The sequence below is a fragment of the Brevundimonas vesicularis genome (genome assembly GCF_027105095.1).
GTDB classification, from domain to species: domain Bacteria; phylum Pseudomonadota; class Alphaproteobacteria; order Caulobacterales; family Caulobacteraceae; genus Brevundimonas; species Brevundimonas vesicularis_E.
Map to the genome: position 1 here is coordinate 1,916,910 of NZ_CP114278.1, position 13,294 is coordinate 1,930,203.

The 13,294-nt window shown below is 64.1% G+C and carries 14 protein-coding genes; 10 read left to right on the forward strand and 4 right to left on the reverse strand.

The annotated features are described in order from the left end of the window. Positions 1 to 6: 6 nt before the first annotated feature. Positions 7 to 1,329 carry a dicarboxylate/amino acid:cation symporter gene (locus O2K97_RS09510; protein WP_066628371.1) on the forward strand — a complete coding sequence of 441 codons (1,323 nt, stop codon included), beginning with the start codon at positions 7 to 9 and terminating at the stop codon, positions 1,327 to 1,329. Positions 1,330 to 1,331: 2 nt separating this feature from the next. Here the strand turns inward: O2K97_RS09510 and sseA are convergent, their stop codons facing one another. Genes sseA through O2K97_RS09525 form a run of 3 tightly spaced genes read right to left on the reverse strand, consistent with a single transcriptional unit; the run spans position 1,332 to position 4,863 of the window. Beyond that, entirely contained in the window at positions 1,332 to 2,156 is an 825-nt protein-coding gene (gene sseA, locus O2K97_RS09515; RefSeq protein WP_269219079.1) for a 3-mercaptopyruvate sulfurtransferase, read from the reverse strand. After that, positions 2,153 to 3,373: an SAM-dependent methyltransferase gene (locus O2K97_RS09520; protein WP_269219080.1), complete on the reverse strand. Its 1,221-nt coding sequence runs from the start codon at positions 3,371 to 3,373 to the stop codon at positions 2,153 to 2,155. The genes sseA and O2K97_RS09520 overlap by 4 nt, the downstream gene beginning before the upstream one ends. Positions 3,374 to 3,405: 32 nt before the next feature. Next, positions 3,406 to 4,863 (reverse strand): cryptochrome/photolyase family protein, encoded by a 1,458-nt coding sequence (locus O2K97_RS09525; RefSeq protein ID WP_269219081.1) that lies wholly within the window; start codon positions 4,861 to 4,863, stop codon positions 3,406 to 3,408. Positions 4,864 to 4,974: 111 nt separating this feature from the next. Here O2K97_RS09525 and kdsA point away from each other — a divergent pair, with 111 nt between their 5' ends. The 6 genes from kdsA (at position 4,975) to O2K97_RS09555 (ending at position 10,956) form a co-directional block, all read left to right on the forward strand. Then, entirely contained in the window at positions 4,975 to 5,853 is an 879-nt protein-coding gene (gene kdsA / locus O2K97_RS09530; protein ID WP_026108227.1) for a 3-deoxy-8-phosphooctulonate synthase, read from the forward strand. Positions 5,854 to 5,871: 18 nt separating this feature from the next. Continuing rightward, complete coding sequence (rfaE2, locus tag O2K97_RS09535) at positions 5,872 to 7,326, forward strand: D-glycero-beta-D-manno-heptose 1-phosphate adenylyltransferase (RefSeq protein ID WP_269219082.1); 1,455 nt, start codon at positions 5,872 to 5,874, stop codon at positions 7,324 to 7,326. An 8-nt stretch (positions 7,327 to 7,334) separates the two neighbouring features. Beyond that, positions 7,335 to 8,324 (forward strand): ADP-glyceromanno-heptose 6-epimerase, encoded by a 990-nt coding sequence (gene rfaD / locus O2K97_RS09540; protein ID WP_269219083.1) that lies wholly within the window; start codon positions 7,335 to 7,337, stop codon positions 8,322 to 8,324. After that, on the forward strand, positions 8,324 to 9,415 hold the full coding sequence (locus tag O2K97_RS09545) for a DUF3089 domain-containing protein (RefSeq protein WP_269219084.1): 1,092 nt from the start codon (positions 8,324 to 8,326) through the stop codon (positions 9,413 to 9,415). Before rfaD ends, O2K97_RS09545 begins: the two co-directional genes overlap by 1 nt. 81 nt (positions 9,416 to 9,496) lie before the next feature. Further along, entirely contained in the window at positions 9,497 to 10,480 is a 984-nt protein-coding gene (locus tag O2K97_RS09550; RefSeq protein ID WP_419466118.1) for an SPFH domain-containing protein, read from the forward strand. A 17-nt stretch (positions 10,481 to 10,497) separates the two neighbouring features. After that, on the forward strand, positions 10,498 to 10,956 hold the full coding sequence (locus O2K97_RS09555) for an NfeD family protein (protein ID WP_269219086.1): 459 nt from the start codon (positions 10,498 to 10,500) through the stop codon (positions 10,954 to 10,956). Between the two features lie 42 nt (positions 10,957 to 10,998). Here the strand turns inward: O2K97_RS09555 and rnhA are convergent, their stop codons facing one another. Beyond that, positions 10,999 to 11,451, reverse strand: a complete 453-nt coding sequence (rnhA, locus tag O2K97_RS09560; RefSeq protein WP_269219087.1) for a ribonuclease HI — start codon at positions 11,449 to 11,451, stop codon at positions 10,999 to 11,001. A gap of 110 nt (positions 11,452 to 11,561) precedes the next feature. Between rnhA and O2K97_RS09565 the strand changes: the two genes are divergently transcribed. The 3 genes from O2K97_RS09565 to tatC are packed head-to-tail and all read left to right on the forward strand — an operon-like array spanning position 11,562 to position 13,269. Continuing rightward, positions 11,562 to 11,780: a twin-arginine translocase TatA/TatE family subunit gene (locus O2K97_RS09565; RefSeq protein ID WP_017503863.1), complete on the forward strand. Its 219-nt coding sequence runs from the start codon at positions 11,562 to 11,564 to the stop codon at positions 11,778 to 11,780. 23 nt (positions 11,781 to 11,803) lie between these two features. Further along, complete coding sequence (gene tatB, locus O2K97_RS09570) at positions 11,804 to 12,382, forward strand: Sec-independent protein translocase protein TatB (protein ID WP_269219088.1); 579 nt, start codon at positions 11,804 to 11,806, stop codon at positions 12,380 to 12,382. Continuing rightward, a complete protein-coding gene (gene tatC, locus O2K97_RS09575; protein WP_017503865.1) occupies positions 12,379 to 13,269 on the forward strand; it encodes a twin-arginine translocase subunit TatC in 891 nt (296 codons plus the stop codon). The genes tatB and tatC overlap by 4 nt, the downstream gene beginning before the upstream one ends. Positions 13,270 to 13,294 lie beyond the last annotated feature (25 nt).

Consider the following 13,294-nt stretch of genomic DNA (forward strand, 5'->3'; position numbering starts at 1 on the left):
GGACAGATGACCGAGACGAAACGCGGCGGCCTTGCGCTGCACTGGCTGATGTTGATCGGTTTCGCGGTCGGTCTGATCGGGGGATTGCTGGTCAATCTGACGTTGGGAGCGGATACGGCCTGGGTGGTCTGGCTGACGGACAACGTCACCGGACCGCTGGGCCAGATCTTCCTGCGCCTGCTGTTCATGATGGTGATCCCGCTGCTGTTCTCGGCCCTGGTGGTCGGGGTGGCCGAGATGGGCGATCTGAGCTCGCTGGGACGGGCGGGAATTAAGACCCTGTTGTTGACCATTCTGGTGTCCAGCATCGCCGTGGTGATCGGGCTGGTGATGGTCAATGTGTTCCAGCCCGGAAGGGGCGTGGACCCGGTCCTCGCGCAGCAGTTGCTGGACCAGGGACGTGACGGCGCCGCCGGCATCGTCAGCGGCGCGCCCGAAACCATCCAGTTGGGTGATTTCTTCCTGGATCTGATCCCGTCGAACGTCTTCACCGCTGCATCCGAGAACCAGATCCTGCCGGTGATGGTGTTCGCTCTGTTCTTCGGCATCGGCCTGGTGATGGCCAAGTCGCCTGCAACCGACCGCTTGCAGCAGGTCATCGAGGGCATGTTCGAAGTCACGATGAAGCTGATCAACCTCTTCATCAAACTGGCCCCCATCGCCATCGCCTGCTTGATGTTCAACCTGGCGGCCCTGTTCGGTTGGGACCTGTTGGTGCGTCTGGCAGCCTATGTCGGCGTCGCGGTGGGCGCGATGGCGATCCACATGTTCGTCGTCTATCCGCTGGTGATCTGGATCCTGGGCGGCCGGTCGCCGATCGCCTTCTTCAAGGGCGTGCGCGAGCCGATGGTGGTGGCCTTCTCAACCGCTTCATCCAACGCGTCTCTGCCGGTGTCGCTCAAGGCGGCCGAGCAGGAGCTGAAGCTGCCGCGCAAGATCGCCCGCTTCGTCCTGACGGTTGGGGCCACCGCCAATCAGAACGGCACGGCCCTGTTTGAAGGCGTAACGGTGCTGTTTCTGGCCCAGTTCTTCGGCATCGACCTGACGATCACGCAGCAGATCATCGTCATGCTGGTCTGCATCCTTGGCGGTATCGGTACGGCGGGCGTGCCGGCCGGTTCGCTGCCGGTCGTGGCGATGATCCTGGTGATGGTGAAGGTGCCGCCGGAGGGCATCGGCCTGATCCTGGGCGTGGATCGCTTCCTGGACATGTGCCGCACAACCCTGAACGTCACGGGCGATCTGGTTCTGGCCACCGTCGTTTCGCGCGGCGAGGAAGACGAGCCGATCGACGCCGACGATGTCGTCCCCGTGGCGCCGCCGGCCTGATCTCAGCCGGTTTCGACGGGGGTGTCCGTTCGGGCGCCCCATTCAGCCCAGGAACCGTCATAAAGCCGCGACGAACGACCGAGTTCGGCTAAGCCCAGTGTCAGTATTGCGGCGGTCACTCCGGATCCGCAGGTCGTGATCACGGGTCGGCTGATATCCACGCCAGCGTCCGCAATGGCCTGCGCCAAGGCCGCACCACGCTTCATAGTGCCATTGTCGTTTAGCAAGCGACCATAGGGGAGATTGCGCGCGCCGGGCATATGGCCGCTGCGAACACCGGCGCGAGGTTCGGGCGCCGCACCTTTGAAACGCGGTGCGGCGCGCGCATCCACGACCTGGGCGTCCTGGGCCGAGGCCGCGCGCACGTCATCCAACGAGGCGACAGCATCGGGCGCCATCTTGGCATGAAAGTCTTTTGCATTTGCGACTGAAGGCCCGGAGACGGTTGGCAGGCCGTCGTCACGCCAGCGCGGCAGGCCGCCGTCGAGCACCTGAACTCTCGTCGCGCCCATAGTCTTCAGCATCCACCAGACGCGCGCCGCCGAGAACAATCCGGCTGTATCATAAACGACGATCTGGTCATCGACGGAGAGGCCCAGCGTCCCGACCGCCGCCCCAAAGGCCTCTGGCGTCGGCATCATGTGGGGCAAAGCGCTGTCGCGATCCGATATCGCGTCCAGATCGAAGAAGACTGCGCCAGGGATATGGGCCTGTTCGAAATCGGCGTGCGCGTCGCGGCCGTCCAGATGCCAACTGCCATCGACGATCCGCAAATCGGGCGCGCCCAATCGCGCGGCAAGGTCCGTTGTCGAAATCAGCGCGCTCATAGGCGAGACAGGCTCAGTTGGATGACGTCGGTGCGGCGAGAGCGGAATCCGGCCTCGCAATAGGCCAGATAAAAGTGCCAGAGCCGGCGGAATCTTTCGTCAAAGCCGGAAAGCTTGCTGATTTCGCCCCAGGACGCCTGGAAACGCTCATCCCAAAGCTTGAGCGTCGCAGCGTAGTCGAGGCCGAACCGTTCCACCGACTGCCATGACAGTCCGGCTTTCGACACGACCGGCGCCAGCCGTTCTTCGGAGGGCAGCATGCCGCCGGGGAAGACGTACTTTTGAATAAAATCCGTCCGGGCATTGTATTCGTCGAACAGGTCGTCCTGGATCGTGATGATCTGCAGTCCGGCCTTACCGCCAGATTGAAGGACGTCGTGGACCTTGCCGAAATAGGCGGGCCAGTACTCCATGCCCACAGCCTCGAACATCTCGATGGACGCCACCCGATCAAATCGACCCTGCACATCGCGGTAGTCGATGAGCTGAATATCGGCGCGGTTGCTCAGCCCCGCGTTGAACATGCGCTGGCGAGCGAAATCGTGCTGCTCTTTGGAGATCGTGATCCCAGTGACTTTGGCGCCGATCTCGCGCGCCGCAAACTCGGCGAAGCCGCCCCAGCCGCAGCCGATTTCCAAGACCGACATGCCCGCCCGAAGATCCATCATTCGGGCCAAGGCGGCGTATTTCTCGCGCTGCGCCGTCTCCAGTGCCTCACCATCGCGGCTGAAGCGGGCCGATGAATAGGTCATCGTGCTGTCCAGCCATTGGGAATAGAAGGCGTTGCCCAGATCGTAGTGGGCGTGGATGTTCTTCTTCGACCCGGTCTTGCTGTTACGATTGGTGCGGTGGCTCAGCCAGTTGACCACCCACATGATCAGATTGCCGTCGAACAGACGCCGGATGTGATCGTAGTTGTCCACCAGGGTCTCCAGCAGACCGGCCAGGTGCGGACTGTCCCACTCGCCCGCGATATAGCCTTCGGCGAAGCCGATATCGCCGGCCGCGAGTACGCGGCGTGCGAACCGGTAGTCGCGCACCGTCATCATGCCGCTGGGGCCCGGCTGCTTGCCTTGAAGCACATGGGTCTCGCCATTGGGCAGTTGCACCGTCAAGCGGCCGAAGGTCCAGTTGGCAGCCAGGAGCCGCAGCAACATGGCGAACACGCGCGGTGTTCGGCTGGCGACGGCTTCGATATCGGCGTGTGCGACGCTCATCTTTTGACTTTCAACGCGGAATACAAAGGGGGTCAATCACGGTCGCTGTGGTCGTCGCCGCGACCGGAAACGGTCTTCAGGGCCGCGAGCGCCCGGGCGCGACCCTTCTCGTGTTCGACGATGGGCTTGGGGTAATCGCGCCCTAGAACGATTCCGGCGTCACGCAGCACTTCAGCGGGTGCGGTCCAGGGCGACTGCAGCCAGCGGTCCGGCAGGCGGTGAAGTTCCGGCACCCACCGACGCACATAGCCGCCGTCGGGATCAAACTTTTCGCCCTGCGTGATGGGATTGAAAATGCGGAAGAAGGGGGAGGCGTCTGCGCCCGAGCCTGCGACCCACTGCCAGTTTTGTACATTGCTGGCCCGGTCGGCGTCCACCAGCGTGTCCCAAAACCAGGCTTCGCCTTCGCGCCAGTCGATCAGCAGATGTTTGATCAGGAAGGAGGCGACGACCATCCGAACCCGATTATGCATCCACCCTGTCGTCCAGAGCTGGCGCATGCCGGCGTCCACCAACGGGTATCCGGTCCGGCCCTGTCGCCACGCCTTGAAGCTCGCGTCGTCCTCACGCCAGGGCATGGCGTCATATTCGGGACGGAACGCGCGCTCGGTAATGTAGGGAAAATGGTGCAACAGGTGCGCCGAGAACTCGCGCCAACCAATCTCAGCAACAAATTTGTCGGCCTCCGACGATAACACCTTGCCGTCTTTCGCCGCGTGTCGGACGCGGTCTATCGCCCGCCAAGGGCTGATTTCGCCCCAATGAAGATGCGGCGACAGGCGGCTGTTGGCGCCCTGCCGGTCAGGAAAGTCTCGATCCTTGGCATAGGTCCTCAGGCCGGATGGTATGAACATGGACAAGGCCTGCGAGGCCCCATCCTCCCCCGGCGTCCAGTCGAAGCCCTTGGACCAATCCGGTCGGCGGGGGTGCAGCTTCCAACTGTCGATGTCGTCGGATTGAACCGTTTCGGGCGTCTGTATCTGGCGGGGTCCCGTTGTGTGAGCCGGCGCCTCGGCCGTGGCCAACAGGGCTCTCAAGAACGGGGTGAAGACCTTGTACGGCTGTCCCGAACCGTTCAGCACCTCGCCAGGGCGGCAGAGCAGGGCCCCATTGAAGCCATGGCATTCGACGCCATCCGCCTTGAGCGTGTGAGCGATTTCGGCGTCGTGCTCAAACGCCTCGGGTTCGAACAGGCGGTTCATGAAGACGACGTCGGCGCCGGTTTCGGCGATCAGCGCCTGAAGCTGGGTCAGAGCATTGCCCTTGCGCAGAATTAGGCGCGAACCGCGATCTTGAAGCGCGGCATCCAGCGCCCTCAACGACTTGTCGAGCCACCAGCGCGACGCGGCGCCCATCGGCCGCTCGAAATACTCGTCCAGAATATAGACGGGCAGGATTGGTCGCCCCGTCTCCGCCGCGTGGTTCAGGGCAGGATTGTCATGCAGTCGCAGATCGCGGCGAAACCACAGGATGACAGGTTTGGTGGCCACGCGGGCGAACTCCGTGATAACTTGCGCTCATCCCTTCAGAGCGCCACCTGATGGCCCAATAGCTGCGGCAAAAGCCGCCTCCACAACACCGAACGTCGAAAGAGCCGCCTCGTGAGCCGACCCAACGCTGTCATTACGTTGTCCGAAGGTCTTCGGACGCCTGTCGTCATCGGCGGCGGCGCAAGAATCGCTTTCATCGCCGGTCCTTGCCAGATGGAGAGCCGTCAGCACGCGCTGGAGACAGCCCACGCCCTGAAGGAAATTGGCGAGCGGTTGAATGTCGGCATCATCTACAAGACCAGTTTTGACAAGGCGAACCGGACCAGCGCCAGCGCGGCGCGTGGTATCGGTCTGAAAGACGCCATGCCGATCTTCGCCGAGATTCGCGAGGTGACCGGCCTGCCAACCCTGACCGATGTCCACTCCGAGGTTCAGTGTGGTCCGGTCGGCGAGGTCGTCGATGTGCTGCAAATCCCGGCCTTCCTCAGCCGCCAGACCGACCTGCTGCTGGCGGCCGCCGCTACCGGCAAGGCGATCAACATCAAGAAGGGTCAGTTCCTGGCTCCTTGGGACATGAAGAACGTCATCGCCAAGGTGGTCGGCGCCGGCAATCCCAACGTCATGGCCTGTGAACGCGGCGCCAGCTTTGGCTACAATACTCTGGTCAGCGATATGCGGGCGCTTCCGGTGCTGCGCGAGATCGGCTGCCCTGTCGTGTTCGATGCGACCCACAGCGTTCAGCAGCCGGGCGGGCAAGGCGCGTCGTCGGGCGGTCAGCGCGAGTTCGTGCCGGTGCTGGGCCGCGCTGCGGTGGCTGTGGGCGTCGATGCGGTCTTCATGGAAACGCACCAAGACCCGGATAATGCGCCGTCGGATGGCCCTAACATGGTGCCGCTGAGCCAATTCGAAGCCCTGGCCGCCGAACTGATCGCCTTCGACGACCTGGCCATCAAGATCGGGGCCAAGGCGCCGGTGGCGCAGGCCGCCTGAATCCTCTAGGTCGGACCCATGTCTGACACCCTAGACTTGAGCGCCCTGCAAAGCCTGTTGGAGCGCGTGCGCGGTCTGAAGATCGCCTGCGTCGGCGACCTGATGCTGGATCGCTACGTCTATGGCGAGGTCAGCCGCATCTCGCCCGAGGCGCCGATCCCTGTGCTCCGCACCAGCCGCACCGTCGCCATGCCGGGCGGCGTCGGCAACGTCGCGCGCAATATTGCGGCCATGGGCGGGGTGGCGCGGCTGGGCGCCGTGATCGGCGACGACGTGGCTGGCGCGGAATTGACCGCTCTGATCGCTGCCGAACCGCACATCGAGGACGTCGTGGCGAGGCCGGCAGGCGCGTCCACCATCGTGAAGACGCGCTTCGTTTCGGGAGGGCAACAGCTGCTGCGTTTGGACGATGAGGCGGCACCGACGCCAATCCAAGATTCCAACGCGTTTGCAGATACTTCGGTCTATTTGCTGTCAGACTACGCCAAGGGCGTCGTCAGCGATGCGCTTCTGGCTTCGGCGGTGAACGCGGCGCAGACATCCGGTGCGCCGGTTGTCGTCGATCCAAAGGGAAGGGATTTCGCTCGCTACGGCGCGGTCGATGTCATCAAGCCCAATGCTTCGGAACTGGCCGGCGCCACAGGCCTGCGAGTCGGGACGGACGGCGAGGTCGAGACGGCGCTGGCCGCCTTGCTGGCCGCCACGACCGCCAAGGCGATCATCGTCACCCGTGCGGGCAAGGGCATGAGCCTGGCGCGGCGCGGCGAAGCGGTTAAGCACTTCCCCGGCCGGGCGCGCGAGGTCTTCGACGTGTCTGGCGCGGGCGATACAGGCTTGGCCGCCATCGGTTTGGCGCTGGGCGCGGGCGCGTCACTGGAGATGGCGGTCGAGTTCGCCATCCTGGCCTCGGGCGTGGTTGTCGGGAAGGCCGGCACGGCCGTGGTTACACCCGCCGAGCTTATCGAAGCCGAACTGAGCCAGCACGCCACCGCTGCGGTATCCAAAGTGACGCCGCTCGACGAGCTGGCGGTCGAGGTCGAGGGCTGGCGACGTCAGGGCCTGAAAGTCGGCTTCACCAACGGCTGTTTCGACATCCTGCACCGCGGCCATGTGGCCTATCTGGCGCAGGCCCGCAGCTGGTGCGATCGTCTGGTCGTGGCGCTGAATACCGACGCATCGGTCAAGCGATTGAAGGGCGAGGGGCGTCCGGTGAATGATCTGGATAGTCGCGCCGTCGTCATCGGCGGGCTGGCCAGCGTCGACCGCGTCACCAGCTTCGATGATCCGACGCCGATCGCCCTGATCGAACGGCTGCGTCCTGATGTTCTGATCAAAGGCTCGGACTATACGCGAGAGGGCGTCGTGGGCGGCGATCTGGTCGAAAGCTGGGGCGGCGAGGTCAAGCTGGCGGATTTCAAGGACGGCTATTCGACCACGCGAACGATCGAGAAAATGACAGGGAGCGCGCAGTGACGCCGAGAATGATCGTCGTGACCGGCGGCGCCGGTTTCATCGGTTCAAACATCGTTGCGCGGCTGACAGCCGAGACCGCCTATGATGTGGTCGTCTGCGATCGGTTGGAGACGGCCGACCTGGCCAAGTGGAAGAACCTGGCCAAACACGCGATCGCTGACTTCTGGTCGCCCGAGGAGTTGTTCGAACAGCTGGAGCACCATGCCGAGCGGATTGAGGCCGTGGTGCATATGGGCGCGATTTCTTCGACGACCGAGCCGGACGCTGACCTGATCCTGCGGACCAACTTCACCCTTTCGCGCGACCTATGGGACTGGTGCGCAATTCGAGGCTCGCGGATGATCTACGCGTCTTCCGCTGCCACCTATGGCGACGGCGAAACGGGCTTCAACGACGATGACGATGCAGACTCATTGTCGCAGCTTCGACCGCTAAATGCGTATGGCTATTCGAAAATGCTGTTTGACCAGTATGCTATTCGGCAGGCGGATCGGGGTCAGGCGCCGCCCCAGTGGGCCGGGCTGAAATTCTTCAATGTCTATGGCCCGAACGAAGGTCACAAAGGCGGAATGAAGTCGGTCGTGGCTCAAATCTGGCCCAAGGTCGCAGCAGGTGAGGCCGTGACCCTGTTTCGGTCGCACAATCCGAACTACGCGGATGGCGGGCAGATGCGCGACTTCGTCTATGTCGACGATGTGGTCGATATCATCGAGTTTTTGCTCCAGTCACCGCAGGTCTCGGGCATCTTCAATGCCGGATCGGGCCAGGCGCGATCATTCGCCGATCTTGCACGCGCCACTTTCGACGCCGCCGGCAAGACGCCGTCCATCGACTATGTCGATACGCCCCTGTCGATCCGCGACCGCTACCAATATTTCACCGAAGCCCGCATGGATCGCATACGCGCCGCAGGCTTCGAGGGGCAGTCCACGCCGTTGGAAGAGGGCGTGCGGCGCTACGTGCAGGACTTCCTCGCCACGGCCGATCCGTACCGCTGATGCGTCGGCTGACCTTCAGGCAATGGGTCGGATATGCAGGCTTCGCCGCCGTCTTCGTGCTGACGGCGGCCGTTGCGGTGTGGAGCGGCGACATCCTGAGGGCAGGTCTGGACCCGCAGGTGCCGTTCCAGACCTACAATCCGCCGCCGGCGCCCGACTATCGAAAGATATCCTCCTGGGCGCTGATCGATCAGGGCGCGCCCAACCAGGCGGCGGTCTTCTTCGTCATGCCGACCACCTTCGATGGCGGGGCCGAGTGGAATGGGCCGATCGACGATGCGCGGGCCAATGCTTACATGCGGCGCGTCGTGCTGCCCAACTATGCGTCGCCTTTCGCCCGAGAAGGCAGGGTCAGCGCGCCCCTCTATCGCCAAGCCAGCCTTTATACCCGGCTGACCTTGCGTGACGATGCGCGCGAAGCACGCGCCTTCGCCTATGAGGACGTGAAGGCCGCCTTCGAACTGTGGCTGCAACAGCATCTCGCCGGCCCCATCGTCATCGCCGGCGTCGAACAGGGAGGGGAGCTGACGGCGCGTCTGGTTCGCGATCAACTCCGCGCCGATCCGGCGCTGAAGAACAGGCTTGTCGCCGTCTATCTGATCGAGACCCTGGTCGGGCGCGAGATGTTCCTGCAGGCGATCTCGCCCTGCGACGTCGCCGATCAAACGGGGTGCATCGTGGCCTGGGCGTCGGTGCAGGAGGGCGACGAACCGAGCGCGCGGCGCAAGCTGAGACGCGCTCTGGAATGGGACGATCGCGGCGATCTGGTGAACCTGTCCACTGACCCCATCTGTGTGAATCCGGTAACGGGCGCTGCGAGTCAGCCGCGCGCCGCGGCGCGTCAGCACAGCGGCGCGACCAATGCGACCGGCTTGGAATGGGGAGCCCGACCGGCCCTGACTGGCCGGCTGATCTCCACCGAATGCCGTGGCGGCTTGTTGTGGCATAGCGCGCCGGACGCCGATTTCTTGACTGCTGGCGGCAGTTGGGCGGATCGGCGCAAGATCGTCCCCTACAATCTTTTCTACGGCGACATCGAGCGTGACGTCAGCGTCCGTCTCGCGGCCTGGCGGGCCAAGCACGGCCTTTAAAGCGGCCGTCTTCTCGGTTTGTCTGGCGCCGCTCGCGCGCAGCGGGTAGGCTTGCCGCGTCAGGGAGGGATCTGAATGGACGTGACCGCCATCTTCGCCGGCGTCGTGCTGCTGCTGGCCATTGTGCTGTTGATCAGCGTGATCAAGATCGTGCCGCAAGGCCGTGAATTTACGGTCGAACGCTTCGGCAAGTACACCAAGACGCTGAGCCCTGGTATCGGCTTCCTGACACCGTTCGTGGAACGCGTCGGCCGCCGCATGAACATGATGGAACAGGTGCTGGACGTGCCGACCCAGGAGGTCATCACCAAAGACAACGCCATGGTGAAGGTCGACGGCATCGTCTTCATCCAGGTGATGGATTCCGCCCGCGCCGCCTATCGCGTCGACGATCTGCCCTATGCGATTTCGCAGCTGTGCATGACCAATCTGCGGACCGTGGTCGGTTCGATGGAACTAGATGAAGTGCTGAGCCAGCGCGACAGCATCAACACGCGGCTGTTGCATGTCATCGACGCAGCGACCGAACCGTGGGGCGTCAAGGTCAACCGGATCGAGATCAAGGATCTGACCCCGCCGACCGACATCACCAACGCCATGGCCCGTCAGATGAAGGCCGAGCGTGAACGTCGCGCAGTCATCACCGAGGCCGACGGAGAAAAATCCGCCGCCATCGCCCGCGCCGAGGGCGCCAAACAGGCCGCCATCCTTCAGGCCGAGGGTCGCAAGGAAGCCGCCTTCCGCGACGCCGAGGCGCGCGAGCGCGAGGCCGAGGCCGAGGCCCGCGCCACGGCCATGGTGTCGGAAGCCATCGCCCGCGGGGACGTCAACGCCATCAACTATTTCGTGGCTCAGAAATACGTCGAGGCCTTCGCTGAACTGGCCCGCAGCCCGCAACAGCGCACCGTCATCGTGCCCGCCGAAATGGGCGCCCTGGTCGGCACCATCGCCGGAATCGGCGAGATGGTCAGCCTGGCCAAGGATCAGAACTCGGCCGCGACGCCTCCCGTGCGGCCTGCGCCGCCCCGCCGTCCCGCCGGGGGCTCCGTTCCACCCTCGGCCTGATCCAAGGAGGCTGACCGATGATGTCGCTTGCTGATCTCTATGTCGCCCAGCCGTTCTGGATCTGGTTGGCGATCGGGGTTCTGCTGCTGGCGGTCGAGGCGATGTTCTCGACCGAATGGCTGCTGTGGCCGGCTGTGTCGGCCGGCGTTGTCGCGGTCATGACGGCGGCGGGTGTGCGGTTGGGGCTGCCGGGCGAGGTCGCCGTCTTCGCGGTTCTGACCGTCGTCGCCACCCTGCTGTCCCGTCGTCTGATCGCCAAAGCCACTCCCGACGGTCCCGACATCAATGACCGCGACAGCCGCCTGGTCGGCCAGCGGGCGCGGGTGGTCGAGACGTTCGTCTCGGGCCGCGGTCGCGTCTTCATCTCCGGCGCCGAATGGCCGGCGGAGATCGTGGGCGAGGCGCCGCTTGAGGGCCAAGACGTGGTCGTGATGCGGGTGAACGGCTCTTTGTTGACGGTCCAGTCGCCGGTCTGAGCCGCAACGGTTGTCGCGGCGCCTTTAGCCAAATGTCGCGTCTCAGCGCCGAGGCAGTTCCGCGACGCCGCGATTCGCCAGTTGGTCGGCGCGCTCGTTCAGTTCATGCCCGGCATGCCCCTTCACCCATCGCCATTTCACGTCGTGACGCAGGCGCGCTGCGTCCAGCCGCTGCCACAGGTCGGCGTTCTTGACCGGTTTTTTATCCGAGGTCAGCCAACCGCGCGCCTTCCAGCCGCGCATCCATTCGGTGATGCCCTGCATGACGTATTTGCTGTCGGTATGCAGTTCGACCTTGCAGGGCCGTTTCAGGGCTTCCAGCGCCATAATGGCGGCCATCAGCTCCATGCGGTTGTTGGTCGTGTTGGCCTCGCCGCCCCACAATTCCTTTTCGTGACCGCCGCCGGCCTGAAGCACGGCGCCCCAGCCTCCGGGGCCCGGATTGCCCTTGCAGGCGCCGTCGGTGTGGATGATGACGTGATCGGAGGGACTCATGGTCGCGCAGACCTACAGCCTCCCTTGGCGCGGGGCCATCACTGCGCCTATATGCGGGTCGAATAAGAGTGGATGGGATCGGATGACCGATCCCCGCGAGGAGATTAGCCATGGGCTCCATGAGCATCTGGCATTGGGCCATCGTCATCGTCGTCATCGCGCTGCTGTTCGGCGGCCGGGGCAAGCTGTCGGGCATCATGGGCGACGCCGCCAAGGGCATCCGCGCCTTCAAGGACGGCCTGAAGGACGAAGACAAGAAGGACGGCCCGCACGAGGGCGTCAGTTCGCTGCCGCGCACCGAGGCGGAAAAGGAAGAACTGAAGCGCTAGTCGTCGTCTGTAAGGGCTGACGCATGGGCGGGCTCGGCCCCGGTATCGGGGGTTTCGAATTAGTGGTGATCGGTCTGGTGGCCCTGCTTGTGGTGGGGCCAAAGGATCTGCCTGTCCTGATGCGTCGCGTCGGTCAGATGGTCGCCAAGGCGCGCGCTATGGCCAACGAGTTCCGATCCAGTTTCGACGAGATGGCGCGTCAGTCCGAACTGGACGACCTGCGCAAGGAGGTCGAGGCGCTGCGGACGGGGCAGGGGGCCATGTATCCCCTGGGCGCCGAGGCGGACGCCGCGTTCAAGGACATCAACGCCGGATTGACCGGGCCGACTGCGGCGGCTGCCCTGCCTGCGCCCGAGCCGGAGGCGCCGGTGATGACACCTGCGGCCGATGAATGGCCGGATACGCCCGCGCCCGTTGAGCCCATTACGACGACGAAATCCAAGCGAGCGGCCCCCAAGACAAAGACGGGGGCGGCTGTCGCCGGATCGACGCCGGCCAAACCTCGCTCGGCCGCCAAACCGAAGAACGCCGCGCCTGCCGCCAATACTAAGCCTGCAGCCACCAAGTCCAAGACCTCGCGCAAGAAAGCCGTTGACCTGTGACGCCTTCCGATCGTGACGAGGCCGAGATCGAGGCGTCGCGCGCGCCCCTGATGGATCACCTGATCGAGCTGCGCGGGCGACTGCTCATCTGTGTGGTGGCTTTCTTTCTGGCTTTCATCCTTTGCTTCGCCTTCGCCAACCAGATCCAGATTGCGCTGATCAAGCCGTATCAGGCCGCCGTGGCGATCCACGCCGCTGCCTTGGGGACCGGGGGTCACGCCAATCCCATCGAACTGATCGCGGTGATGACGGGGATCAAACCCTATCCGCCAGGCAGCGCCGCCGTTGTTCAACTGATCGCGACGGCGCCGCTGGAACAGCTCTTCACCAAGATGAAAATCGCGGCCTTTGGTGCGGCGGTCCTGACCTTCCCGGTGATGGCGTGGCAGATGTACCGGTTCGTGGCGCCGGGCCTCTATCGCAACGAGCGCGGGGCGTTTCTACCGTTCCTGATCGCCGCGCCTGTTATGTTCTGCCTGGGCGGGGCGCTGGTCTACTACGTCATGCTGCCGTTCGTGATGCTGTTCTCGCTAAGCCAGCAGGTGGCCACTGACGGCATATCGGTGGCGCAAACCACCAAGATTTCCGACTACCTCAGTCTGGTGACCTCGCTATTGCTCGCCTTCGGGCTTTGCTTCCAGCTGCCTGTAGTGACGACTCTGTTGGGCCTCGCCGGTCTGATCAGTTCTAAGGTTATGGCGGCCGGTCGTCGCTACGCCATCGTCGCCGTGGTCGTGGTCGCGGCGGTCGTTACGCCGCCCGATCCGATCAGCCAACTGATGCTGGCGGTGCCTCTAGTCATTCTCTACGAGATTTCAATCTGGTGCGTGCGGCTGATCGAGCTGCGCCGCAAGAAGGCGGACGATCTGGAAGCCGAGATCGCTTAGCGCCACGGCGGCGTGTCGATCGCTG